This is a genomic window from Kutzneria buriramensis (genome assembly GCF_003387475.1).
Classification (GTDB): Bacteria; Actinomycetota; Actinomycetes; order Mycobacteriales; family Pseudonocardiaceae; genus Kutzneria; species Kutzneria buriramensis.
In genome coordinates this window covers 65,997-89,136 of sequence record NZ_QUNO01000016.1, presented here as the reverse complement: position 1 = coordinate 89,136, position 23,140 = coordinate 65,997, and the positions used below count along the sequence as shown (strand labels likewise).

Sequence of the window (23,140 nt, the reverse complement as noted above, 5' to 3'; positions counted from 1 at the left end):
CGGGTGTCCGGTCTCCGTGAGCGCAAGAAGCAGGCCACCCGCGAGGCGCTGAGCTGGGCCGCGCTGTCGCTGGCCGTCGAGCGCGGGCTGGACAACGTGCTGGTCGAGGACATCGCCAACGCCGCCGGGGTCTCGCCCCGGACGTTCAACAACTACTTCTCCAGCAAGTACGAGGCGATCACCTCCCGCGCGGCCGACCGCATCCACCGGGTCGGCGAGGTGCTGCTGGACCGCCCGGCCGACGAGCCGCTGTGGGATGCGATCACCGCCGCCGTGCTGGCGGTGCACGCGGAGGCCGGGTCCGTCCCGCAGCCCGAATGGCTGGCCGGCCTGCGGCCGGTGCTGTCCGCGCCGGCGATGTCCGGCGAGCTGCTCAAGTCGTACGTGAAGATGCGGCAGGCCCTGACCGACGCGATCGCGGCGCGGCTCGGCGAGGGCGACCACGGCATGTATCCGGAGATCCTGGCGGCGGCGGTCGCCGCCGCCACCCAGGTGGCGTCCGACCACTGGCTGCGGGCGGACCCTCCGGTGCCGCTGCTCGGCCTGCTGGAGACGGCGCTCGAGCAGTTGAGGGGGATTCGGTGAGCTTGTACACCAAGAGAATCGGCAGCGGACCGACGCTGCTGTTCGTCGTCGGCGGCAACGGCGACAGCACCGTGTTCGAGCAGGCGGCGGCGCAGCTGGCCGACCGGTACACGGTGGTGCTGTACGACCGTGCCGGCTTCGCCCGCAGCCCGATCGACGCGATCCCGGCCGACCGCCTGGCCGCCGACGTCGAGGACGCGCGGGAGCTGCTGGGCGACGAGCCCGGCTACGTGGTCGGCAGCAGCTCCGGCGCGATCGTCACGCTGGAGCTGCTGGCGAAGTACCCGTCGGCGGTGCAACTGGCCGTGCCGCACGAGCCGCCGCTGATCTCCGTGCTGCCGGACCGCGACGACTGGCTGGCCCGGATGGACCGCGTCTACGACCTGTTCCGCAGTGATGGCCCGGACGTGGCGATGGCGTTGTTCCGCAAGGAGGTCGGCCTGGGCGGCGAGGCCCCGACGCCGCCCGCGGCCGAGCTGCCGCCGGTCGTGCGGGAGATGTTCGAGCGGATGGCGTTCAACGTGTCGTTCTGGATGGAGCACGAGCTGCGCCAGTACCCCCGGCACGAGCTCGACCTGGACGCGCTCGCCGACAGCAAGGGCAAGCTCGTGCTGGCCAGTGGTGTCGAGTCGCGCGGGCTCCTGCCGTACCGGCCGAACGAGGTGCTGTCCGACCGGCTCGGCGTGGACGTCGTGGAGTTCCCTGGCGGCCACCTCGGCTACCTCCAACATCCGGTCGAGTTCGCCGCGCAGCTGCACGAGCTCCTCAGCTCGGCTGCCGCCTCCTGACCGGGCGGAGAATCCCCATGCCCAGCAACACGATCAGCGTGGGCAGACCGTAGAAGGCGATGTCCCTGAGGTACGGATTCCCGTACGCCCAGGGGCCGGCGAACGCTTCGACGATGAAGGTGACGGGCGGCAGCGCCAGCACGAGCGCCGCCCGTCGCCCGATCCGGCGGTCACGCACCGCGCGGCAGGCGAGGTGCGCGGTGAGCGCCATCGCGGCGAAGGCCAGCCACCACGCGAACATCATGCTGTGCAAGACCATGGCGGCCAACACCAGCGCGTCGCCGCCGAAGGCGAGCGGCACAGCCCACTTCCCGGCCAGCATCCGACCGTGAACCGGTCCCGGCGACCAGGTGAGCGCGACCGCCGTGAACGCGCCCAGCACCAGGTAGCCCGCCCCCGCGGAGCGCAGCAGGTAGCCCTGGCTCAGGATGGGGGTGACGACCACGAACGCACCCAGCGCCAGCCATGCCGACACCGCTGCCGCCCGCCGCTGGCCGAAGAACGCCAGGAACGCCACCACCAGCCAGGCGCCCCAGGCGGGCGCGTCCGGGACGTACCAGGTCGGCAGCGGCTCCATATTGTCGTGCAGGAGCCACCAGGCCGCCTCGCGGACGTCGGCCGCCGCCCCGGCCAGGATGACGATCGGGCCCAGCAGGCTCACGACCGACAGCACGTCCCGACGCCGCACCTGGCCGTCCAGACCGAACAGGCGGCGCAGGTGCAGGGCGATCGCGCCGCCGACCAGGTCGACGGCGTCGCGCCAGCCGGGGGAGCTGTCCAGCAGCACCCCCAGCATCTCCTCGCCGTGGCGTTCGCGGTGATCGCGTGGGTACAGGGCGAGCAGTCGCCGTAAGCGCCGCTCCTGGGTCTCGCTCACGCCGTCCTCCTGATTGGACGGAGAACTCCATTGCCGGCCAACACCAACAGGACCGGAATGCCGTAGAGCACGGTTGCCTCGACGGCCGGCACCCAGTACAGCGGCGGGCCGATGATCGTCACTTCGACGTACTCCAGCGCGAAGGCCACGGCCGGCAGCGCGAGCACGAATGCCGCACGCCGGCCCGTCCTACGGTTTGGAACCGACCGGCAGGCGAGGCACGCGCCGCCCGCCAGCGCGAGGTAGACCAGCCACTCCGACATGTCGAGCGGCCAGCGGCCGATCATGACGAAACGCGGCGCGAAGAGCTGGCACGACATCGCCACGGCGACAGTTGCGAGGGTGAGGACGATGCCGCGGCGGCCGACCAGCTTCCGGCCGCGCGCCGGACCGGCCGACCACGTCAGGGCGATCGCGGTGACCAGGCCGAGCAGCAGCCAGCCCTTGCTCTCGTAGCTCCACGTCCAGTTGCTGGCCTTATAGGGGATCACGAGGTGCACGATGTCGGCCAGCCAGGCGAAGACCGCGGCGGTCCGGCGCAGGCCGAACAGAACGAGCCCCGCCACCACCAGCCAGACCGCCCACACCGGCGCGTCCGGGACCTGCGACAGCGGCATGTCCGCGAGCCCGCCGTTCTTGGTGAACCACGCGACTTCGTGCAGGTCGCCGACGGCGGCGGTCAGGATCATGAGCGGGCCCAGCAGGCCGACCACTGCCAGCACGTCGCGCCGGTTGACACCGCCGTCCAGTCCGAGCAGCCGGCGTGCGTGCAGCGCGATCGCGCCGCCGACCAGGTTCAGGCCGTCGCGCCAGCCGGGGGAGCTGTCCAGCAGCACCCCCAGCATCTCCTCGCCGTGGGCTTCGCGGTGATCGCGTGGGTACAGGGCGAGCAGCCGCCGTAAGCGCCGCTCCTGGGTCTCGCTCACGCCGTCCCTCCAGCAAAGCGCGCCCGCAGGCGCGTCTCGGCGGCGCGGGTGTTGGCCCGCATCCGGTCCACTTCGGTCGCCAGCCTGGCCGCCCCCTGGTCGGTCAGGCGGTAGTAGCGGCGCAGCCGGCCGTCGACCACCTCCTCGCGGTCCACCGCCACCCAGTCGTCGGCGACGAGCCGGTCCAGGGCGGTGTACAGCGTCCCCGCGCGCAGCCGGACCCGGCCGGCGGAGATCTGCTCGACCTCGAGCAGGATCCCGTAGCCGTGCCGGGGTCCGGCGGCGAGCGCGGTGAGGACGAGGAAGGTCGGCTCCCGCAGCGCGCCGTCAGTCACGTGATCGGTATATACCGATCATCGGACTATGGCAACCGGTTTCGCGGAGTCAGCCCTGCCACTCGGCGATGTTCACCATCCAGTAGATGCCGAACTTGTCCTGGCACGAGCCGAACACGGCGCCCCACATCTGCTTCTCCAGCGGCACGTTCACCGTGCCGCCGTCGCACAGCTTCTCCCAGTAGCCGCGCAGCTCCGCGTCGTCGTCGCCGGACAGGCTCACGGTGATGTTGTTGCCGGGGTTGTGTGCCATGCCGGGCGGCGTGTCCGACGCCATCAGCGTGTAGCCGCTGGGCGTGGTCAGCTGGCCGTGCATGATCTGGTCGGCGCCGTCGCCGGTCTGGCCGAACTGGCCGAAGGTGTTCAGGCTCAGCTCGCCGCCGAACACGGCCTGGTAGAACTCCAGCGCCTGGCGGGCGTCGCCGGCGAAGCTGATGTAGGGGTTGAGCAGTGAGCCCATGGGGTGCTCCTTGGGTCGGGAACAGCCGCCATCCTCGCACCGGGACCGGGGCCCGACAACGCGTGGTGTCCGCCGATCACGTGAAAACCCGAGGTCAGGACTAAGGTCCCTGGTCGGGCACGCCGATCATCTCCTACAGCGACGTTGCGCGGAGGCAGCCATGAGCGCTCGATCCCCAGAGGACACTCTCGTCCACTCGTACCTGTACCTGCGGCGTGCCATCGGCGTGATCGGCACGGCGCTGCCGGCGGTGCTGATCATCGGCAAGCTGATCGTCGACGGCGGCGGACTCCAGGACTCCATCAGCTCCTACTTCTGGACGGACATGCGCGGCGTGTTCGTCGGCAGCATGTGCGCGGTGGGGGCATTCCTGTTGTCCTACCGCGGATACGACGTCATCGACGACATCGCCGGCAACGTGGCCGGCGTCGCCGCGATCGGCGTCGGCCTGTTCCCGACCGCGCCGGACCACCCGTCGAGCACGGCTCAGGTGATCGGCGTGCTGCACCTGGTGTTCGCCGCGATCTTCTTCCTCACCATCGCCTTCTTCGCCATCGTGCTGTTCCGGCGGACCAGCGAGATGGGGCCCACCGAGCGCAAGCTCCAGCGCAACCGGCTCTACCTGACGTGCGGCATCGTGATCATCGCGTGCCTGCTGGCGATCGCCGCCGTGCACCAGTTCTTCGACGCCGCGCTGGCTCCCGTCCACCCCGAGCTGTGGCTGGAGTCGATCGCGGTGATGTCCTTCGGGGTGGCGTGGCTGACCAAGGGCGAGGCCATTCTCGGCGACGTGTTCCCGACGCCGGCGGTGGTGTCCACGGAGGCTTGAGAGCTACCAACCGGCAACGGACCGAGTCGCTCGGCCCGCCGCTGCCCGGAGCGAAATCCAGCAAGCGAAGCCAGCGGGCCCGAGGGGCCGAGCCGCGACGCCGAAGGCGGCGCCGTAAACACAGCTTGATCTCCAGGATGGTGGAGGTTGCAGACTGGGGTCGCAGCCTCCACCACAACGGAAAGGTCGGCCATCGTGTCCTTCACCGACGCCGAGCTGGACTACCTCGCCGCGCAGCCGCTCGGCCGGCTCGCCACCGCCAAGCCGGACGGCACGCTCCAGGTGAGCCCGGTCGGATTCTCGTACAACGCGGCGACCGGCACCATCGACATCGGCGGCCACAACATGGTCGCCAGCCGGAAGTTCCGCAACGTGGCCGCCAACGGGCGGGTCGCGTTCGTCGTGGACGACATCGTCTCCACCGACCCGTGGCGGGTGCGGTGCCTGGAGATCCGCGGCGACGGCGAGGCGCTCGCCGACCCGTCCGACAGCGCCAGCCGCGTCCCCGGCGCCATCATCCGCATCCACCCGCGGCGCATCGTCGCCTTCGGCATCCTGCCTGCCGACCGGGACAAGGAGCCGCACACCCTGCGCGCCGACATGCGTGACGTCTGAGCCATTCTCTCCGGCGTGGAAGCACTTCTGATCGGCGGCCGGGCCGGCGTCGGCAAGACCACCGTCGCGTGGGAGGTGTCGGCGCTGCTCCAGGCAGCCGGCGTCTCCCACGCGCTCGTCGACGGCGACTTCATGGGCCAGGTCCATCCCGCGCCCGCCGACGACCCCGACCGCGCGGAGATCACCGCCTGCAACCTGGCCGCCGTGTGGGCCAACTTCGCCGCGCTCGGCCACCGCCGGCTCGTCTACGTGAACACGCGTGTGGTGCTGGCGGAGAACGCCATAATGTTCGCGCGGGCGATGGGGCCGTCTGTACGGCTGGTGCGGGTGCTGCTCACCGCCTCCGACGCGGAGACCTATTCGCGGCTCGCTGGCCGTGAGGTCGGTTCCGGGTTGGAGCGGGAGATTGCCGGTAGCCTTCGCAGTGCCCGGATCCTCGAGGAGCAGGCACCCGCCGACACCGTTCGCGTGGCCACGGATGGATGGACCGTCGCGGATGTCGCTCGCGCGGTCGTGTCCGCTACCGGTTGGACCTGATCACGGGTTCCGCCCGGCGCGGTGCAGGAACGCCGCCTGCCTCTCCACCGGTGCCGCACCCACCGGGGTCGCGAACACGCCCGGCCGGTCGAGCAGCCCCGCATACGTCTCCGCGAACGCGTCATCCGCCCACGCCACCAGCTCGGGGTTCAACGTCTCGTCGGCGCCGATCGCCCGGGCCAGGTCCCAGGTGTGGATGATGACGTCGGTCGTCCGCAGCGCAAGGGCCCTTGATGCCGGGATCGGCCCCATCGGGTAGACGAGCTTCGCGTCGGGGTGCTGCCGGAACGCCTCCGCGCAGATCTGGGTGCTCTCGGCGAAGGCCTGGAGCGGATCGTCGCCGAGGACGTCCTCCGCGGCGGACCGGCGGTAGTCCATTGCCTGCGCGGGCCGGGTGAGCATGATGTGGTTCAGGTGGTTGCCGCGGACCACGTGGTTGACGAGCTGCCGGACGTTCCACTCGGTGCAGGGCGTGCCGGCGGTCCAGCCGTCCGCCGACACCGCCCGCAGCACCTTCTCGAACCCGGCGCTCGCCGTGAGGTACCTGGTGATCATGACCCCATTCTGGCATCAGCGGAGTTCGTAGACGGTGGTTCCGGGGAGTTCCCGCTCGACGCGGAAGCGGCCGGTGGCGACCAGCTCCCGGTGTTCCTCCGGATTGACGTAAACCAGGCGAATACGACGGGGAGAGCGGTCGTGGGAGGCGATCAGCGAGTCGATGGCGGCAGTCCACACGGGACCGCGGAACGGGTTGAAGGCGAATACGACGCTGACGTCGTCGGGCACGGCGAAGGTGCGGATGTCCTGGTTGATCAATTCGACCCGGCCGCGGATTCGGCGGTGCCGGCGCTGCGCGTTGTGGATGTTGCGGACGGCGTGCCGATATATCTCGGGCACGAGTTCGACGCCGACACACCGGCGGAACCGGTACGAGCTGACGGCCTCCAGGACCATGCGCCCCTTGCCGCAGCCGACGTCGAGGAAGACGTCCGACGAGGTGACGTCGGCGGGAGACAGTGCCCGGCGTAGCGATCGCCACGGCGAGGCGATGTAGTAGATCTGGTCGGCGCCGTGAATTCCGGGTAGTTCGATTTTCCCGGCGGTGTCGGTGTTGTACCAGAAGTCGAGGGCGTGCGACGCGGTGCGACGAAGTGCGCTGATGGCGGTCACATCGGACGCTTCGGGGCCGCGAACGCGGTCGTTACGATTACTCCCATGGAATATCTGCCTTAAGAGGAAGAAAGTTGATCCGAACGAGTGGAGTGGCCGGAACGGTCCTTGCGTCGGTCGGCCGACAACCCTTCCCTGACGTGTATCAGGCGGTTTGGCCGAGGCTCCGAAGGCCGTGGACTACATCGACCTCATCGGGCAGTTCTTGAGCCAGGCCGGGGTGGACATCGACCCCGGCCAGCTGCGCACGGCGGCGATCACCCTGTTGGTGGTCGTCGCCGGCGGCATCGCCTACGCCGTCGGCAAGCCGCTGACCCGCTGGTCCAAGCGTCAGATCGACGAGGAGTTCTGGCGGCACCCGGGCAAACTGGCGACGGCGGTGTCGACCGTGCTGCTGGTGCTGGCGTACGGCTTCTACGGCGCGGACCAGACCGAATCGCTGACGGACGAGCTGATCTACCTGGGCAGGGACCGGCTGGCCGGGGTGATGCCGCTGGCGATCCTCACCCAGTGGGTGCTGCTGTGCGCCTGCTGGACGCTGTTCGGCCTCCTGCTGGGCATCCCGCGCGCCCAACTCCTGCGACCGCTCCGCACCATCGGCGCGTTCCTGACGTTCACGGCGCTGCTGATCCTGTACACGATCCTGGTGCTGTCGCTGCTCGACGGTGACTTCGGCACGGCCGCGGCGGTCACGTCGGCGATGGTCGGCATGGCATACCTCACCGCCGTGGCGACGTCGAAGAAGCGCTGGCGGGTGCCGCTGAAGCAGGTCCTCACGGTGAGCGGCGTCTGGCTGGGCATCCTCGGCCTGCTGACGGCGCTGGCCACGATCGTGCTGGCCGTGGCGAACCTGCCGGCCCCGACGCTGGACGAGGCGATCACATTCGACCTCGTCGGGGTGTCGGTGCTGTTCCTGTTCGCCTGCTACCGGTATCGCGCCGACGTCCTCAACGACACCGACGTCGACCCGGTCCTGCTGCATTTCGTCGACTTCACGGTGGCCCTCTCCGCCTGCGCGATCGCGATCTCCGGCCTGCCGAACTCGCCGGTGACGCTGGGCCCGGTGCCCACCTGGCTGATCGCCGTGGGCCCGCCGGTCCTGGTCGCGGCGATGGTGTTCGGCGTGCACCTGGCCCGGAAACGCGCCACCACGCCGGCCTGGGCGGTGTGCCTGACGGCCAGCGTGGTGGCGGGTGTTCTGGTCGGCCCGGCGAGGATCGTGCTGGGCGTGGTGCTCAGCCCGGTCGCCGGATTGCTGCCGACGCTATGAGGAGGCTGTCGTCGCCGTGACGGTCACGGCGGCGCCGGGCCCGTCGGCGGTGACGGCCGCGATGGTGAAGGTGTAGGCGGTGGCCGGCGACAGCTTGTCGACCACACGGGTCATCGCCTTCGCGGTCGGCTGCGACACCAGGGCGTCCCGGCCGTTCACGGTGATCGTCCGCCCGTCCGACACGGTGATCACGTACGCGATGATCGGCGTGTCACCCATCTTGGCCGGCGGCGTCCAGTGCAGGCTGACCGCACTGGACGACGGCAGCGCCTTGGTTCCGGTCGGCGCGTCGGACTTGACGCCGGCGAGCGGACCCGGCGTCACCGCCGCGGCCGGCAGCGACGGAGTGCTTGCGCCGAAGCAGTTGTGCGCCCGCACGGTGACCACATATGACGTTCCGTTGGCCAGCCCGTCCACCTCGGCGTAGCCCTGCTTGTCGAACTGGGCCGCCGGGATGCTCACCGTCTTGTTCCCGGCGGTGATCAGGTAGCTGTCCAGCGGCGCGTTGTTGAAGGCGTAGCTGGGGTTCCAGGTGACGTAGACCTTGCCGTCGGCGGCGAATGACCCCACCCGCGTCGGCTGCGCCGGCGGCCCGTCGCCGCCGACCCGCCGCGACAGCAGACCCCGGTACGCCGGTTCCAGGCCGGCGTTGTCCACAATGGACTTCGGCGCGGCCGCCGGGTTGTCCAGCAGGTGGTTGCCCTGGGTGATCACGCCCTTGTTGTTGCCGTCCTTGTCGCCCTGCTCCCAGTAGTTGCCCTGGATCAGCGTCGGGTCGTTGTTGCCGAGCTGGTCCCGGTAGTCCACGTGCGCGGTGCCGACATTGGCGTACGCGGTCCCGTAGACGACGTTGCCGACCACGTTCTCGTAGGTGTTGCCGTTGTCGGTGTAGATGCCCTTGCCCAGGCCCAACTGCCCGTGGATGAGGTTGCCGGTCACCTTCTCGCCGGTCTCGATGGAGCTGCCGGTGATGCCCTGGGTGTAGATGGCGCCGCCGTCGTCCAGCGACAGCATGTAGTCGTGGATCAGGTTGTCGGACACCACGTTGTCGTGCGAGTTGTTCGGCGTGGCGGCCACCTTGATCTTGTCCGGCCAGCCGCCCCAGCCCATCGAGATCGCCGAGTACGCCACGTGGTCGATCTGGTTGTGCGAGATCACGTCGTGCTGGCTGTAGCCGTTGATGATCGCCACCCCGCCGTGGAACTCCCGCGGCAGCCCGTAGAGGTGGTTGTCCAGCACCTGCACGTCGTGCGTGCTGCCGGTGGTCGGCTGGTCCACGCCGCCGATCTCGATGCCGTTGCCGGAGATGTCGGTGAAGATGTCGCCGCGCACCACCGTGTTCGCCGTGTTCCCGCCGAGGCGCAGGCCGGCCGCGCCGAGGTGGGTGAACACGGAGTCGGTGAACTCGAGGCCGGAGCTGTCCGTCACGGAGATGTTGCCCGGCTCCGGTGTCCACGACGCGTACGGGCAGGTGCCGCCCGGCACGAACTGGCACAGGCCCTGCACGGCCCAGCCGTCGGGGCCGGTGTTGGTGTAGCCGGCCTGGATCTCCGAGAAGCCCTCCGGCGACGACGGCGTCAGCCAGGTCGCGTAGGAGTACTGGATGTCCCGGAACGACACGTTCTGGAGGTGCGACGCGGTGACCAACTGTTCCAGCGCCGGCGCCTCGACGTCGGCGGTGCGGAGGTTCTCACCCGGCCGCGGCATGTAGTAGACGGTGTGCGCGGACCGGTCCAGGTACCACTCGCCGGGCGTGTCCAGCACCTCGAACGCGTTCTCCACGTATGTCGGCTGCCGGCCGTTGGTCAGGTCGTAGGGGCCGACCATGTTCACGCTGCGGCCCGGGATGTTCGGGAACACCACCCGCTTGGTGGAGTTGTCCCAGCACGGCTGGGCCATGGTGATCGTGGTGCCGCTCATGGACCCGATCGGGCAGCGCGGCTCGGTCCACTGGCCGAGGCCGTCGCGCTGGATGTTCCACAGCGCCTCGCCGGCCGTATACACGAACTCGATGTCGGACGGGTTGCGCCAGCCGGCCATCGTCGGCGCGGACGCGGTGTAGCCGGTCGCGGTCGCCGTCAGCGTCACCGGCAGTGTGCCCTGCGCCCGCTGCTCACGGACGCCGTTGACGTATAGCTGCCGCGTGTTGTCCAGGCCTTTCGGCGCCGGCGCGGCGAACAGCCCCGGCCGTCCCGGCACCGGCCGCCAGCCGGTGACCTGCTTGCCGCCGCTGATCTCGGTGCCGTTCGAGCCCTGCCAGATCACCCGGTGGCCGTTGACGCCGGAGTCCCGCGCGTCCAGCTGCAAGGGCTGCGACAGGTCGAACACCCCCGGCGCCAGGTGCACGGTGATGTCGCCGTCGGCGTGGGCCGCCCGGTCGCGCACGATGGCCTGGGCGCGTTGCAGGGTGCGCACCGGCAGCATCGCCGTGCCCGGCAACCGGTCGTTCCCGCGCGGGGACACGTAGACGTCCGAGCCGCGCGGCCCGGACGCGTCAGCCGGGGTGGCGGTCAGCGCCACGGCGGAGGCCACCGCCGCGGCCACGCCGACCGCCAGTTGGACTGATCGTTTCATGAGCACTCCACATCGTGATGACACAACGACCGGCGTACGGTGCACGCATGGACATCGGTGCTGCCGTCTTCGCCACCCCTGACACCGTCGCCCCCGGGCCGCTCGCGCGGCTGGTCGAGGAGCGCGGGCACGAGTCGCTGTTCTTCACGGAGCACACCCACATCCCGGCGGACCGCCGCACGCCCTACCCTGCCGGCGGCGAGCTTCCCCGCAAGTACGCCCACACCTACGACCTGTTCGTCGCGCTCACGGCGGCCGCCGCGGCGACCACGAGGCTGCGGGTGGGAAGCGGGATCTGTCTGGTGAACCAGCGCGACCCGATCATCACGGCCAAGGAGGTCGCCAGCGTCGACCACCTCTCCGGCGGGCGGCTGGAGTTCGGCGTCGGGGCCGGCTGGAACCGTGAGGAGATGGAGAACCACGGCACCGACCCGCGCACGCGGATGCGGCTGATGGCCGAGCGGATCGACGCCATGAAGCGGATCTGGGCCGACGACGAGGCCAGCTACGACGGCGAGTTCGTGAAGTTCGAGCGCATTTGGTCCTGGCCGAAGCCGGCGCAGCGGCCGCACCCGCCGATCCTGCTCGGCGGCAACGGGCCGACCGTGGAGGAGCGGGCGCTGGCCTTCGCCGACGCCTGGATGCCCAACTACGCCGGCCGCGCCGACGACCTGATCGGCCGCGGCAAGGCGCTCCAGGACCGGGCCGACCGGCCGATCGACCTGGTGCTGATGGGCGGCCCGACCAAGCCGGCGGTGCTGGAGAAGTACGAGGCGGCCGGCTTCCGGCGCATCCTGTTCTGGCTGCCGTCGGCCGGCCGCGGCCCGATCGAGCGGCGGCTGGACGAGATCGAGACCGCGGTCGCGGAGCTGCACGGCGAGTAGGCCCTCAGCCGGCGGCGAACGAGCCGAAGTCGGCCCGGCCGTCGACGTACTTGTTGTGGGACGAGGTGAACACGCCGACGTCCTCGGTCCCGGTGGCCGACGGCACGGTGATCGTCGCGACAGTGCTCCAGGTGGCGCCGTCCACGGAGTACTGCCCGGTGAACGCCGTGCCGTCACGGGTGATCCGCAGCCACACCGGCGCGGTCACGCCGCCCACGGTCCTGGACGACTCCAGCTGGCCGTTGCCGTCGGCGTCCCACTGGAGCTGAATGCCCTTGCTCGGCGTCACTTCCAGCGTGACGTAACCGGCCGAGCTGTCCGCCTTGGACAGATCGTTCCGCACGATCAGGCCGGACTTGGTGGACGCGTTGCGGTTCTGCTGGGACAGCACCTGGGTGGTGGCCGTGCCGGTGGCGGGCAGGCCCTGCGGCCGGTAGATCGTGCCGTACTGGTTGTTGGTGCCGGACACGTCCGCGCCGGCGGCGACGATCGCCAGCCGGTCGCCGAGCTCGCCGAACTGCGGCCGCGTGGTGCCGTCCACCGCGGCGAAGGTCTTCAGCGGCGCCTGCACGGGCGTCGGCCGGTGCACGTCCTCGGTGAAGGACTGCCTGCCGTTCAACGACACCGCGAGCTGATCGGTCGGCAACGGGGTGTTCACGGCCGGCGGCGTGAGTTGGTAGGTGATCGACCGGCTCTGCCCTGACGGCACGACCGGGATCAGCTCGTCGTGCGACGGCCGGGCCGTCCAGCCGGCGGGCAGCGTGAGGTGCAGCTGGTTCCAGACCGCCGGCAGCAGCCCGTCGTTCGTGACGGTCGCGGTGACAGACGTCGGGTTCGCCGGGTCCACAGTGGAGAGTCCGACGACCACGTGCGGCAGCGCCAGGTGCCGGTTGGGGGAGACCCGGTACATCGCCGACGCGTGCGCCGGCAGCGCCGCCGTGATCTTGCCGGCGGACTCGGACGTGGTGTGTGCGAACAGGTCCCGCACCTGGTAGTCGAACGCGCGACCCAGCCCGACCTGCGTGGCGGTGGTGGAGATCGTGGCGGGGGAGTCGGTCTCGTTGAACAGCGTGACGGCGCGGCTGCCGTCGGCCAGCGGCTTGGTCAGCACCCACTGGCCGTCGGCCGACGAGACGGCTCGGCCCTGCGCCCCCGACGGGTCCTGGTCCACCGCGATGATCTCGCGGTTGGTGAGGATCTCCTTGGTGGCCGGCGACATCGTGCGCACCTCGGTGCCGGCGATCAGCGGCGCGGCCATCTCCGCCCACAGCGCGAAGTGTGACCGGTACTCCACGTCCGACATGCCGCCGTTGCCGATCTCCAGCATGTCCGGGTCGTTCCAGTGGTCCGGCCCGGCCAGGTCGGCCAGCGTGATGTTGGTGTGGAACAGGGCCACCATGCGGTTGTAGTTGTCGTGGATGTCGCCGGTGGTGCGCCACAGGTTGCCGACCGTCGGCCACGCCGAGTTCGGCACGCCGAAGTCGGTCTTCTCGCAGATGCTGAACACGATGCCCTTGCCGGCCAGCGCGTCCCGCATGGCGTCGTAGCGGGCGATGGTCGAGGGGATGTTCTGCCCGTCGGCGGGCACGTTGCAGTCGTCGTACTTGAGGTAGTCGACGTGCCAGCTCGCGAAGAGGTCCGCGTCCTGCTGCTCGTGGCCCAGGCTGCCGGGGAAGCCGCCGCTCTTGGAGCACGTGTGGATGCCGGAGTCCTCGTAGATGCCCAGCTTGAGGCCGCGCGCGTGCACGTAGTCGGCGAGCTCGGCGATGCCGTCGGGGAACTTGGCCGGGTCGGCCACCAGGTTGCCGGTGGTGTCCCGGTTGGGCAGCGCCCAGCAGTCGTCGATGTTCACGTACTGGTAGCCGGCGTCCCGCATGCCGCTCGACACCAGCGTGTCCGCGGTCTGCTCCACGAGCTGCTGGTCCACGCTGCACCCGAAGGCGTTCCAGTCGTTCCACCCCATCGGCGGCGTGGCGGCCAGCCCGTTGTCGAGCGCGTTCGCGGGCGTGGCCAGCCCGACGAGCATCATCGGTACGACCGCTAAGACCCGGAACACATCCGACCTCCTCGTCGAGACTGAGGCGAAACCTAGGCCGGAGAACCTTTGCAAGCAACAGTGACCCGGTCAACTTGGGCCAAAAGGCCTACCGTCTTGATTGATACATCGGATCATTGTTCAGCCCGCTGAAACTGGCGACGGCCGCGCCGACTCATTGCCGGAGCGTGGACACCACCGAACGCACGGCCTCGGTCAGCTCGCCGATCACCTGCTCCCAGGTCGTGGAGTCGTCGTGCGAGCTGAGCGCGACCACGATGTACCGGTAGTTCTTGCCGAGCAGGCCGGTGGTGTGCAGCACGCGGTTCGGCTTGCAGCAGGCCCAGCCCTGCTTGACCGCCCACGGCCACCCCGTCGCCGCGTCGGGGATGCCGAAGTACTGGTCGAGCCCGTCGGCGGCGGTCTGGCTGGCGCCGGACAGCGCTCTCAGGATCACGCTGCGCACGTGCTCGGGGACGGTGTCGAGGATGTACCGGTAGAGCGCGACGAGGTCCTCGGCGGTGGTCTGGGTGTCGCCCCATCGGCCGGGATCGTTCGGCGGGGTGGTGTTCACCATGCCGGCCTTGGCGGCGATTCCGGTCACGATCGCCGTTTCACCATAGGTCGTCCACAATTTGTTCGCGATCTCGTCGTCGCTGTGCGCGAGCATATCCACCACCGACTCCTCGTCACCGCCCGCCTCGAGTGCCGTGATCGCGATGAATAGTTTCACGACGGATTCCGCGGGATAGTGGATCGTTGGCTCGTGACTGGCGACGACCTGCCCGGCGACGCGGTCGAACACCAGTAGGGAGAACTGGCCGTCGGCTTCCGCGGCGGCGGCCGCGACCCCCGGATCGGGCGGATTACTGCTGGTCGTGGCGTCGGCACTGCTCGTGGCCGCGGCCACGGGGGACACCGCGGTAGGGGTGCCGCCGGTGGCGCGCACGTGACCACAGCCCACGAGTGCCAGCGACGCGACCCCCATGACAAGGCTCGCTGGGATTCGCATACCCGGTAGTCGCGGTAATCGTGGAACGGGTGCGCGTTCCTAGTCGACGGTATTGTCACAGACGCTGTGACAATACTGTTTCAGAACGCGAGGTCACGGCGATGGGTCTCGCGACGTACAGTGCGGCCGAGATCGCGGGCACTCGGTGCGCCGAGCACCCGGGAAATGCCGCGCGCCGCCGCGACCACCGCCGGCACGATCTCGCGCGGCTGCGCGGAGGCGGCGGGCACCACCACGGAGATCGCCGCGACCACTGTGTCCGCCGGGCCTCGAACGGGGGCGGCGACCGAGAGGGCGACGGTCTCGACCGTGCCGTCGGTGATCGCGTAACCGTCGCGGCGGACATCGGCCAGAATTCGTCGGAGCTCCGATGACCTCGTGACCGTCTTCGGCGTGAACCGCCGCAGCGGCCCGGCGAGGATCGCCTCCTGCACTTCTACCGGCGCATGCGCCAGCAGCACGACGCCGACACCCGTGGCGTGCGGGGCGAGCCGGCCGCCGACCCGGGAGATGATCGACACGGCGTCCCGGCCGGAGATGCGCTCCAGGTACAGCACCTCCCGGCCCTCCAGCACGGCGAGCTGCACGTGCTGGTGCGTCGCCTCGTACAGATCCTCCAGGAACGGCAGCGCGCTCTCGCGCAGGCCGACGCCGCGCGGCGCGAGAGAGGCGATCTCCCACAGCCGCAGCCCGATCCGGTACCTGCCGTCCGCGCCGCGTTCCAGCAGCCCACCCGCCACCAACTCGCCGACCAGCCGGTGCGTGGAGGTCAGCGGCAGCTCGGTGCGGCGGCTGAGCTCGGACAACGTCAGCGCCGGCGCCCGCTCGGTGAAGGCGTCCAGCACGGCGATCAGCCGCGCCCCGACGCTGGCCGGCGAGGTGGTGCGAGGCGGCACGGGAGCCAATCCTTCCGTTCAACGGAAACCGGCGGTGACCCCGTGCAGTCTGGCTTCCATGCTGGACGCCGGCAACCAGGGAGGCATCATGCGGACACAGGTCGGGATCATCGGAGCCGGTCCGGCCGGGCTGCTGCTGTCGCATCTGCTGCACCTGAACGGCATCGAGTCCGTGGTCATCGAGGAGCGCAGCGAGGACTACGTGCGGCAGCGCGTGCGCGCCGGCGTCCTGGAGAACACCACCACCGACCTGCTCCGCGAGGTCGGCCTCGGCGAGCGCATGGACCGCGAGGGCCTGGTGCACGGCGGCGTCTCGTTCCGCTTCGACGGCGCCGACCACCGCATCGCCTTCGAGGAGCTGATCGGCCGCAACGTCACCGTCTACGGGCAGCAGGAGGTCGTGAAGGACCTCATCGACGCCCGCAACCGCGATGGCGGCCGGCTGCTGTTCGAGGTGAGCGGCACCGCCGTGCACGACATCGACACCGACCGCCCGCGCATCACCTTCACGGATTCCGCGGGCCAACCGCAGGAGCTGGTCTGCGACGTCGTCGCCGGCTGCGACGGCTTCCACGGCGTCAGCCGAAAATCCGTGCCGCACGAGGCCTACGACCACACGTACCCCTTCGCGTGGCTGGGCGTTCTCGCCAAGGCCGCGCCCACCCGGGAGGAAATCGCCTACACGCACCACGAACGTGGGTTCGCCCTGTACAGCATGCGGTCGCCGGAGATCACCCGGCTCTACCTCCAGGTTGCCCCGGACGAGGACATCGCGAACTGGCCCGACGACCGCATCTGGGCGGAGCTGCACACCCGGATGGCCGTGGCCGGCGAGAGTCCCGTGCTGGAGGGGCCGGTTCTGGACAAGGGCATCACCGCCATGCGCAGCTTCGTCGCCACACCGATGCGGCATGGCCGGCTGTTCCTGGCCGGCGACGCCGCCCACATCGTGCCGCCGACCGGCGCCAAGGGCATGAACCTCGCCGTCGCCGATGTCCGGCTGCTGTCGATGGCCCTGACGGAACTGCTCCGGCGCAACGACTCCCGACTCATCGAGTCCTATTCGGACACCGCGCTGCGCCGCGTGTGGCGGGCCGAGGCCTTCTCCTGGACCATGACGTCGATGCTGCATGTGATGCCCGGCGCGGACGCGTTCCAGCGCCAGGTGCAGCTCGCCCAGCTGCGCTACACCGTCAGCAGCACCGCCGCCATGACCAGCATCGCCGAGAACTACGTGGGCCTGCCCTGGTAGGGCGGCGCGATGTCCAGCCGGCGGGCGGCCCACGACAGGGCGACCTCCAGTCGCCGGCGACGCTGGGCGAACAGCTCCGGATCGGCGTCCCGTGACGGCGTGAGCAGGGGCTGCTGGCCGGCGATCAACGCCGCGTGACCGGCCGCGTGGGGTCCCTCGGCGGCATCCGGGGCGGGGCCACCCTCGGCGTGCACGGCGACCAGCCAGAGGTGGTGGTCCAGCCAGGGGTCGCCGATCGCCGCCGACGCCCAGTCGACGAGCACGAGCCGCCCGCCCTGGCACCACAGGTTGGCCGCGCGGACGTCACGGTGGATGAGGCTCTCGCCGGCGGTCGGCGCGGTCGCGGCCGCCGCGCGCAGGGTGTCCAGATGCTTGGACAGCCATTCGTCGGTGCAGACGAGCATGCGGAGCAGGCGGGTCGGATCGGCGGCGATGGCGTCCCACGGATTGGCGACGGCTCCCAGCGCCGGAACGCCAGGCACGGTCAGGGCATGCACCTCGCGCAGCAGGCCGCGGGTGGCGTCGATCAGCTGTGGTGTCCATTCGTGGACCCAGCCGCTCGGATCCAGCGCCTCCAGCACGAGCGTGGGCACCGGCTCCCTGGTGGCCGCCAACTGCCTCGGGAGGAACGAGCTGCCGCTCAGCGCCTCGTACACCGTGACCTCAAGCTCAGAACCGGCCTTGGCGAACACTGTGCCGCCGTCGGCTCGATCGGCCAGCCGGGTCACGGCCCGGCTGTGACCGCCACTGACCGGCCGCAGGCCGGTGATCTCGCAGCCCAGCAGGCGGCTTGTCGACTCGGCGAGGTCGCGGTCGGTGATCGGCGCAATGGTCGGGGGCCGGCCGGCGACGCGGGACAGCAGCAGGTCCACCACCGGCTCGTTCGCCCGGCGGACCGCTCGCCGACTGTCCGCGTCGGTCCGACCGAGCGACTCGGTGACGAGGCGCCACGCCAGGGCGCGGAGCAGGAGCTGATCGATCTCCTCGTCGTCGGCGAGCTCGTCGAGGATGTCGGGCGGCGCGGCCGACCACGCCAGGACGTCGACCGCCGCCACCGCCAGCGCATAACCGGCCGGCCGCCACCCCGGCGAGAAGTCGATCACGGCCGGCGGCTGCCCGTCGGCGAACAGGACGTTGCCCGCGATGTCGCCGTGCACCAGCTGGGACGGCAGCCGCAGCGGCCGGCAGGCCGCCATCAGCGCGTCGACCAGATCGGCCAATTCCGGTGCGACGTCGACGTTCACGCCCTCCCAGATCACGCGATCGGCGACCGCCCACCGGTCCCGGCGGCGACCCACCCAACGCGGCGCAGGCACGCCGGCCAGGGCGGCATGGAACCCGCGAGTCGCCGTCACCAGTTCCGGCCAGCGCTTGACCGGGGCCGGCTCGCCGTCGAGGGCGGTCCACGCGGCCCAGCCGTCGACCACCCACGAACCGTCCGCGGCGCGCACCGGCCGCGGCACCTGGAAACCCGGCCCGCTGAGGTCGGCGAACACCTCGGCCAGCCACGAGCCCGCCGCCAGGCTGTGACCGGGCTTGAGCACAAGCCCGCCGGCGCGCCAGCATTCGCCCGCCCCGCCGGGCAGCCGGACCGCGGAATCGGCCGCCACCCCGAACGCCGCGCACACCTCGACTGGAAGCACCGCGCCACATTCCGGGCTACTCGCCAACGGCGTCAACCGAAATAGCGTCCACCTCTCCGGTCAGCACGACCAGGTTGTGCGAGACGACATAGCCGAGCGCGGTGTTGACCCGGATCATGTGTGTGTTGTCGCTGCCGGTCGACGTGGTGACGCGGGTGATCTCGGGGCGCTCGGCGCGCAGCCGCTCGGCCATGCGCGCCTTGATGTGCAGGCCCAGCCCGTGACCTCGGTGGGCCGCCAGAACCGCCGTGTCGTATTGGTGGGCGACGTCCTCGCTGGCGGGACTCAGCTCGACCTCGGTGAAGCCGACGACCTCTCCGGTCGCCTCGTGCACCGCGACGACGACGTGTTGCTCGACGCCGGTTTCGCGCTGTTCGGCCTCGATGCGGCGGATGCGTTCGACGGTCCAGTCCGGGGCCGCGAAGGACGACTCACCGACCGGGGCATCCTCGATCGCCCGGCGCGCGGCGGCGTACGACACGACCAGCTCCTCCGGCGCGTGGTTCACCCACTCCACGATCCGATAGCCGGCCGGCGTTCGGGCCGCCGACGACACATCCGCGTCGGGCAGCGAGAGATTCTGGATCACGGTCGCGTGGGTGCGGCGGAATCCCCGTCTCCGAGCCCAGCGTTCGCCGACGCCGTCGGCGGCGATCCACCAGCCCTCGATCGTCGCGCGACCGCGTTGTCCCAGCACGGCAAGGACCGTCCGCAGCAACGCAGTGCCGGCGCCGAGCCGGCGGAACTGGGGATGCACCGTGAGCTCGACCCCGCCGTCATGTCCGTCCTCGGGAAGGACGGCAACCATGAAGCCGGCCATCCGGTCGCCGACGTAGGCGGCCCAGCGCAGCCGTTCTCCCTCGCCGGGATTCGGGACACACATCCGCCTGATGATCATCTCGGCGGTGGCGTGCTGCGGGGTGTCCGGCCAGTCCACGGCCCGGCTGGCCAACACCAGCGCGGCGAACTCCTCCAGCCGCGCCTGGCCTGCACGGTCCGGGTCGAACGGGCTGACGCGCGGAATTCCCAATGCCCGCCTCCTTCCGAGGATCTATCGTCCAGGTCTCGACTCTCCCTACCACGCGAGGATCCCGCAGTTGACCACTACACCGGATCTCGGTCCCATGCCCCGGCGGATCACCGTCGACGCCGAGCAGGCGCGTCGGCTGATCGGCGACCAGTTCCCGCAGTGGGCCGACCTTCCGGTGCGGCCGGTCGCCAAGAGCGGCTGGGACAACGTCACCTTCCACCTCGGCGACGACATGGTGGTGCGGCTGCCGACCGCGTCCGAGTACGCCCTGGCAGTGGAGAAGGAACAGCGATGGTTGCCGGCGCTCGCCACACAACTGCCGTTGCCCATCCCTGTGCCGCTGGCACAGGGAAAGCCCGGCGCGGACTACTCCTTCCCGTGGTCGATCTACCAATGGCTGCGAGGAGAACCCGCCGACGCGGGCCGTATCGCGGACCCCGTCCGCTTCGCCCTCGACCTGGCCGAGTTTCTGGCTGCCTTGCAGAGCGTCGATACCGCCGACGGTCCGCAGCCGGGCAAGCACAACTGGTTCCGCGGCGCGACCCTGCGCACCTACGACGGGCTGGCGCAGCGCGCGTTGACGGCTCTCGGAGGCCACGTCGACGTCGCCCTGGCCCGTGAGATCTGGCAGACCGCGCTGGACACGCCGTGGGACGGCGTGGACGTCTGGTTCCACGGCGACATCGCGCCGGGGAACCTCCTAGTGGACGGCGGCGCGCTGACGGCGGTGATCGACTTCGGGACCTCCGGCGTCGGCGATCCGTCCTGTGACCTGGCCATTGCCTGGACGCTGCTCACCGCCGAAGGCCGGCAGGCGTTCCGCGAGCGCCTGGCCGTCGACGACGCGACGTGGGCGCGCGGCCGCGGGTGGGCGCTGTGGAAGACGCTGGTCGCCTGCGCTCAGACCGTCGGCCGGACCGACGAGGAGGCGATGGACGCGCGTCGCATCCTCGGCGAGATCGTCGACAACTGTACGATCCGGACAGTGATCGGGACCGGTGAGCAGGGGGCGAAGTGAGCGGTACCAAGGTGTTGGTGGCCGGCGCGAGCATCGCGGGGCCGGCGCTGGCCCACTGGCTGCGCCGCCGGGGAGCCGAGGTGACCGTGGTGGAGCGGGCCCCCGAGCTGCGCCCGGGCGGGCAGGCGGTGGACGCGCGCGGCGTGACCAAGGACGTCATCCAACGGATGGGGCTGGACGCGGCGGTGCGCGCGGCCCGCACCAAGACCGCCGGCGCGCACACCGTGGACGTCGACGGGAACGTGCTGGAGACCTTCAGCGCGGAGGACGACGGCGGCGACGGGTACATCTCCGAGATCGAGATCCTGCGCGGGGACCTGTCCCAGGTGCTCTACGACGACACCCGCGACGGCGTCGAGTACGTCTTCGGCGACCGGATCGCCGAGCTCACCCAGGATGCGGGCGGCGTCGACGTGACCTTCGCCGGCGGCGGCCGGCGGCGCTTCGACCTGGTGATCGGGGCGGACGGGCTGCACTCGGCGACGCGCGAGATGGTCTTCGGGCCGCGCGAGCAGTTCGTCCGCCACCTCGGGCTCGTGCTGGCTTTCTACAGCGTGCCCAACGAGTTCGAGCTGGACCGCTGGGTGATCGACTACCAGGACCAGGTGTCCGGGCGCTCCGCCGGCCTGCGGCCCATCCCGGACGCCACCCGGGCGATGGCCATGTTCTCCTTCCCAGCGGCCGACTTCGACGTCGACCACCGCGACGTCGAGGCCCAGAAACGCCTGCTGCGCGAGCGGATGGACGGCTTCGGCTGGTTGACCCCGCGCATCCTGGCGCACCTGGACGACGCTCCGGACTTCTACCTCGACCAGGTCGCGCAGGTGGTGATGGACCGCTGGTCGAGCGGCCGGGTCGGGCTGATCGGCGACGCCGCGTTCAGCTCGTCGCCGATGTCCGGGCAGGGCACCGGGCTGGCCCTGATCGGCGCCTACCTGCTGGCCGGCGAGCTGGCCGCCGCCGGGTGGGACGCGGAGGTCGGGTTCGCCGCCTACGAGGCGCGGATGCGGTCGTTCGTCGAGGCCAACCAGGAGATCGGCCGGTTGCACGTGCAGAGCCGCGAGGCACCCGGGCCGGACGCCGAGCCGAGCCCGGAGCCCGACATGGAGGCGCTGATGGCGCTGGTCGAGCGCGCGCTCAACGGCGTCGAGCTGCCCGACTACGCGGGGCTGCCGGACTCCGGGGCCACCGCCTGAGACTCGAATCGCTGGCTATTCGAACAGGCGTTCGATAGTGTCGGGTGTATGGCGTTGCAAGCTTCTCTGTTCGATCAGGCCGAGGCGCCCACGCTCGGGCCGCTGACCCGCGTCCGCCGCACGGAGCTGACCGACGGCGCGTGGGTGGACGTGCTGCCGGGCTGGCTCACCGGCGCGGACCTGCTGTTCGAGCGGCTCGTCGGCCACGTCCCCTGGTACGCCGAGCGCCGCCAGATGTACGACCGGATCGTCGACGTGCCCCGGCTGGTGTGCTTCTACCGGGAGCAGGTCCCGCTGCCGGATCCCGTGCTGGACCAGGCGATGGCCGCCCTCACCGAGCACTACGGACCGGAGCTGGGGGAGCCGTTCCGCACCGTCGGCATGTGCTACTACCGCGACGGCCACGACAGCGTCGCCTGGCACGGCGACAACAGCGGCCGGCTGGTGGACAACACCATGGTGGCCATCGTGTCGCTCGGAGCGCCGCGCGCGCTCCTGCTGCGTCCCCGGGGCGGCGGCGAGAGCATCCGACACATGCTCGGCCACGGCGACCTGATCGTCATGGGCGGCACGTGTCAGCGCACGTGGGAACACTCCGTGCCCAAGACCGCGCGGCCGGTCGGGCCGCGGATCAGCGTCCAGTTCCGGCCACGGGGCGTGCACTGATCGCTGCGGTCGCGGTGAGTCAGGCCGAGGGATAGTCCTCGAGGAGAATGCCGACGTAGTCCTGCTCGGCGTGCCGCAGATTGTCGGTGCGGGTGTGGACGTCCAGGTACTTCTGGCTGTGCTTGACCTGGAGCTTCAGGTACTGACCCGATTGCACGTACCGCCAGCGCTGGTTATCGCCGCCGTCGCAGGTGTACTGAATGATGTTCGCGTAGTCGCTTATGGAGCCGCCGGCCACGTCCAGGCACTTGCCGCTGTGCATGGCGATGACCTGCGAGTAGCCGTCGCCGGTCGACCGGAACTGCCAGCGCTCGTTCGACCCGTGGGTGCACGGGTACATCAGAATCGTGGCACCGTCGGCCTTGTCGGCGCCGGCGACGTCGATGCAGTTCTGCGTGCCGGCCTGGTGGATCTCGCGGATCGGCGGCTCGGCGGACGCCGGTGTCGCGGTGACGGCGGCGAACGCTAGTGCCGCTGCGAGCACGGCGAGCAGTCGTTTCATGGCAACCTCCCGGTGAGTTCCCCCAGGGCCGACCGTAGGG

At 70.5% G+C, this 23,140-nt stretch carries 24 protein-coding genes; 11 read left to right on the top strand and 13 right to left on the bottom strand.

The features are described 5' to 3' along the window. The first annotated feature begins 3 nt into the window (after nucleotides 1–3). Both BCF44_RS38980 and BCF44_RS38975 read left to right on the top strand, forming a co-directional pair. The gene (locus BCF44_RS38980) at nucleotides 4–585 is read left to right on the top strand and encodes a TetR/AcrR family transcriptional regulator (protein WP_116179524.1); all 582 of its coding nucleotides are present in this window, start codon (nucleotides 4–6) and stop codon (nucleotides 583–585) included. Beyond that, nucleotides 582–1,373 carry an alpha/beta fold hydrolase gene (locus BCF44_RS38975; protein WP_170217980.1) on the top strand — a complete coding sequence of 264 codons (792 nt, stop codon included), beginning with the start codon at nucleotides 582–584 and terminating at the stop codon, nucleotides 1,371–1,373. The genes BCF44_RS38980 and BCF44_RS38975 overlap by 4 nt, the downstream gene beginning before the upstream one ends. Here BCF44_RS38975 and BCF44_RS38970 read toward each other — a convergent pair. The 4 genes from BCF44_RS38970 to BCF44_RS38955 are packed head-to-tail and all read right to left on the bottom strand — an operon-like array spanning nucleotide 1,351 to nucleotide 3,971. Next, a complete protein-coding gene (locus BCF44_RS38970) occupies nucleotides 1,351–2,250 on the bottom strand; it encodes a hypothetical protein (RefSeq protein ID WP_116179522.1) in 900 nt (299 codons plus the stop codon). The genes BCF44_RS38975 and BCF44_RS38970 overlap by 23 nt on opposite strands. Then, on the bottom strand, nucleotides 2,247–3,176 hold the full coding sequence (locus BCF44_RS38965; protein ID WP_116179521.1) for a hypothetical protein: 930 nt from the start codon (nucleotides 3,174–3,176) through the stop codon (nucleotides 2,247–2,249). Before BCF44_RS38965 ends, BCF44_RS38970 begins: the two co-directional genes overlap by 4 nt. Then, nucleotides 3,173–3,511, bottom strand: a complete 339-nt coding sequence (locus BCF44_RS38960; protein WP_246016059.1) for a PadR family transcriptional regulator — start codon at nucleotides 3,509–3,511, stop codon at nucleotides 3,173–3,175. The genes BCF44_RS38965 and BCF44_RS38960 overlap by 4 nt, the downstream gene beginning before the upstream one ends. A gap of 49 nt (nucleotides 3,512–3,560) precedes the next feature. Continuing rightward, nucleotides 3,561–3,971: a VOC family protein gene (locus BCF44_RS38955; protein WP_116179520.1), complete on the bottom strand. Its 411-nt coding sequence runs from the start codon at nucleotides 3,969–3,971 to the stop codon at nucleotides 3,561–3,563. A gap of 160 nt (nucleotides 3,972–4,131) precedes the next feature. Between BCF44_RS38955 and BCF44_RS38950 the strand changes: the two genes are divergently transcribed. The 3 genes from BCF44_RS38950 to BCF44_RS38940 all read left to right on the top strand — a co-directional run bounded on the left by BCF44_RS38950 (nucleotide 4,132) and on the right by BCF44_RS38940 (nucleotide 5,952). Next, complete coding sequence (locus BCF44_RS38950; RefSeq protein WP_116179519.1) at nucleotides 4,132–4,800, top strand: DUF998 domain-containing protein; 669 nt, start codon at nucleotides 4,132–4,134, stop codon at nucleotides 4,798–4,800. Nucleotides 4,801–4,995: 195 nt separating this feature from the next. Beyond that, nucleotides 4,996–5,415 carry a PPOX class F420-dependent oxidoreductase gene (locus BCF44_RS38945; protein ID WP_116179518.1) on the top strand — a complete coding sequence of 140 codons (420 nt, stop codon included), beginning with the start codon at nucleotides 4,996–4,998 and terminating at the stop codon, nucleotides 5,413–5,415. A 15-nt stretch (nucleotides 5,416–5,430) separates the two neighbouring features. Next, entirely contained in the window at nucleotides 5,431–5,952 is a 522-nt protein-coding gene (locus BCF44_RS38940; protein ID WP_116179517.1) for a DEAD/DEAH box helicase family protein, read from the top strand. On the opposite strand, the gene BCF44_RS38935 is transcribed toward BCF44_RS38940, so the two are convergent. Then, nucleotides 5,953–6,507, bottom strand: coding sequence for a TIGR03086 family metal-binding protein (locus BCF44_RS38935; protein WP_116179516.1), 555 nt, complete (start codon nucleotides 6,505–6,507; stop codon nucleotides 5,953–5,955). A gap of 15 nt (nucleotides 6,508–6,522) precedes the next feature. Further along, a complete protein-coding gene (locus BCF44_RS38930) occupies nucleotides 6,523–7,122 on the bottom strand; it encodes an SAM-dependent methyltransferase (RefSeq protein ID WP_170217979.1) in 600 nt (199 codons plus the stop codon). A 175-nt stretch (nucleotides 7,123–7,297) separates the two neighbouring features. Between BCF44_RS38930 and BCF44_RS38925 the strand changes: the two genes are divergently transcribed. Then, a complete protein-coding gene (locus tag BCF44_RS38925) occupies nucleotides 7,298–8,392 on the top strand; it encodes a hypothetical protein (protein WP_147328792.1) in 1,095 nt (364 codons plus the stop codon). Here BCF44_RS38925 and BCF44_RS38920 read toward each other — a convergent pair. After that, entirely contained in the window at nucleotides 8,387–10,966 is a 2,580-nt protein-coding gene (locus BCF44_RS38920) for a fibronectin type III domain-containing protein (protein ID WP_116179513.1), read from the bottom strand. The two genes, BCF44_RS38925 and BCF44_RS38920, sit on opposite strands and share 6 nt — an antisense overlap. 47 nt (nucleotides 10,967–11,013) lie before the next feature. Between BCF44_RS38920 and BCF44_RS38915 the strand changes: the two genes are divergently transcribed. Further along, nucleotides 11,014–11,850, top strand: coding sequence for an LLM class F420-dependent oxidoreductase (locus tag BCF44_RS38915; RefSeq protein WP_116179512.1), 837 nt, complete (start codon nucleotides 11,014–11,016; stop codon nucleotides 11,848–11,850). A gap of 4 nt (nucleotides 11,851–11,854) precedes the next feature. Here the strand turns inward: BCF44_RS38915 and BCF44_RS38910 are convergent, their stop codons facing one another. From BCF44_RS38910 to BCF44_RS38900, 3 genes are all read right to left on the bottom strand, one after another. Next, nucleotides 11,855–13,906, bottom strand: a complete 2,052-nt coding sequence (locus tag BCF44_RS38910; RefSeq protein WP_147328791.1) for an NEW3 domain-containing protein — start codon at nucleotides 13,904–13,906, stop codon at nucleotides 11,855–11,857. Nucleotides 13,907–14,060: 154 nt separating this feature from the next. Beyond that, complete coding sequence (locus BCF44_RS38905) at nucleotides 14,061–14,873, bottom strand: serine hydrolase (protein WP_116179510.1); 813 nt, start codon at nucleotides 14,871–14,873, stop codon at nucleotides 14,061–14,063. 104 nt (nucleotides 14,874–14,977) lie between these two features. Next, entirely contained in the window at nucleotides 14,978–15,793 is an 816-nt protein-coding gene (locus BCF44_RS38900; protein ID WP_116179509.1) for an IclR family transcriptional regulator, read from the bottom strand. Between the two features lie 85 nt (nucleotides 15,794–15,878). On the opposite strand from BCF44_RS38900, the gene BCF44_RS38895 reads away from it, so the two are divergent. Continuing rightward, nucleotides 15,879–17,045, top strand: coding sequence for a 4-hydroxybenzoate 3-monooxygenase (locus BCF44_RS38895; protein ID WP_116179681.1), 1,167 nt, complete (start codon nucleotides 15,879–15,881; stop codon nucleotides 17,043–17,045). Here the strand turns inward: BCF44_RS38895 and BCF44_RS38890 are convergent. After that, entirely contained in the window at nucleotides 17,024–18,688 is a 1,665-nt protein-coding gene (locus BCF44_RS38890; RefSeq protein ID WP_147328790.1) for a hypothetical protein, read from the bottom strand. The two genes, BCF44_RS38895 and BCF44_RS38890, sit on opposite strands and share 22 nt — an antisense overlap. A gap of 16 nt (nucleotides 18,689–18,704) precedes the next feature. Further along, nucleotides 18,705–19,718 (bottom strand): GNAT family N-acetyltransferase, encoded by a 1,014-nt coding sequence (locus BCF44_RS38885; protein WP_116179507.1) that lies wholly within the window; start codon nucleotides 19,716–19,718, stop codon nucleotides 18,705–18,707. A 94-nt stretch (nucleotides 19,719–19,812) separates the two neighbouring features. Here BCF44_RS38885 and BCF44_RS38880 point away from each other — a divergent pair, with 94 nt between their 5' ends. The 3 genes from BCF44_RS38880 to BCF44_RS38870 are packed head-to-tail and all read left to right on the top strand — an operon-like array spanning nucleotide 19,813 to nucleotide 22,598. Beyond that, complete coding sequence (locus BCF44_RS38880) at nucleotides 19,813–20,736, top strand: aminoglycoside phosphotransferase family protein (RefSeq protein ID WP_116179506.1); 924 nt, start codon at nucleotides 19,813–19,815, stop codon at nucleotides 20,734–20,736. Beyond that, nucleotides 20,733–21,932: an FAD-dependent monooxygenase gene (locus tag BCF44_RS38875; protein WP_211353418.1), complete on the top strand. Its 1,200-nt coding sequence runs from the start codon at nucleotides 20,733–20,735 to the stop codon at nucleotides 21,930–21,932. The genes BCF44_RS38880 and BCF44_RS38875 overlap by 4 nt, the downstream gene beginning before the upstream one ends. Nucleotides 21,933–21,980: 48 nt before the next feature. Continuing rightward, a complete protein-coding gene (locus BCF44_RS38870) occupies nucleotides 21,981–22,598 on the top strand; it encodes an alpha-ketoglutarate-dependent dioxygenase AlkB (RefSeq protein ID WP_116179505.1) in 618 nt (205 codons plus the stop codon). A gap of 19 nt (nucleotides 22,599–22,617) precedes the next feature. Here BCF44_RS38870 and BCF44_RS38865 read toward each other — a convergent pair whose 3' ends face one another. Further along, nucleotides 22,618–23,100, bottom strand: coding sequence for an RICIN domain-containing protein (locus BCF44_RS38865; protein ID WP_116179504.1), 483 nt, complete (start codon nucleotides 23,098–23,100; stop codon nucleotides 22,618–22,620). Nucleotides 23,101–23,140 lie beyond the last annotated feature (40 nt).

What these genes read in the sequence shown, in the direction of transcription:
- BCF44_RS38955 (WP_116179520.1), bottom strand. Translation starts at nt 3,971, where the DNA reads ATGGGCTCACTGCTCAACCCCTACATCAGCTTCGCCGGCGACGCCCGC.
- BCF44_RS38915 (WP_116179512.1), top strand. Translation starts at nt 11,014, where the DNA reads ATGGACATCGGTGCTGCCGTCTTCGCCACCCCTGACACCGTCGCCCCC.
- BCF44_RS38905 (WP_116179510.1), bottom strand. Translation starts at nt 14,873, where the DNA reads ATGGGGGTCGCGTCGCTGGCACTCGTGGGCTGTGGTCACGTGCGCGCC.
- BCF44_RS38935 (WP_116179516.1), bottom strand. Translation starts at nt 6,507, where the DNA reads ATGATCACCAGGTACCTCACGGCGAGCGCCGGGTTCGAGAAGGTGCTG.
- BCF44_RS38880 (WP_116179506.1), top strand. Translation starts at nt 19,813, where the DNA reads ATGCCCCGGCGGATCACCGTCGACGCCGAGCAGGCGCGTCGGCTGATC.
- BCF44_RS38950 (WP_116179519.1), top strand. Translation starts at nt 4,132, where the DNA reads ATGAGCGCTCGATCCCCAGAGGACACTCTCGTCCACTCGTACCTGTAC.
- BCF44_RS38920 (WP_116179513.1), bottom strand. Translation starts at nt 10,966, where the DNA reads ATGAAACGATCAGTCCAACTGGCGGTCGGCGTGGCCGCGGCGGTGGCC.
- BCF44_RS38865 (WP_116179504.1), bottom strand. Translation starts at nt 23,100, where the DNA reads ATGAAACGACTGCTCGCCGTGCTCGCAGCGGCACTAGCGTTCGCCGCC.
- BCF44_RS38870 (WP_116179505.1), top strand. Translation starts at nt 21,981, where the DNA reads ATGGCGTTGCAAGCTTCTCTGTTCGATCAGGCCGAGGCGCCCACGCTC.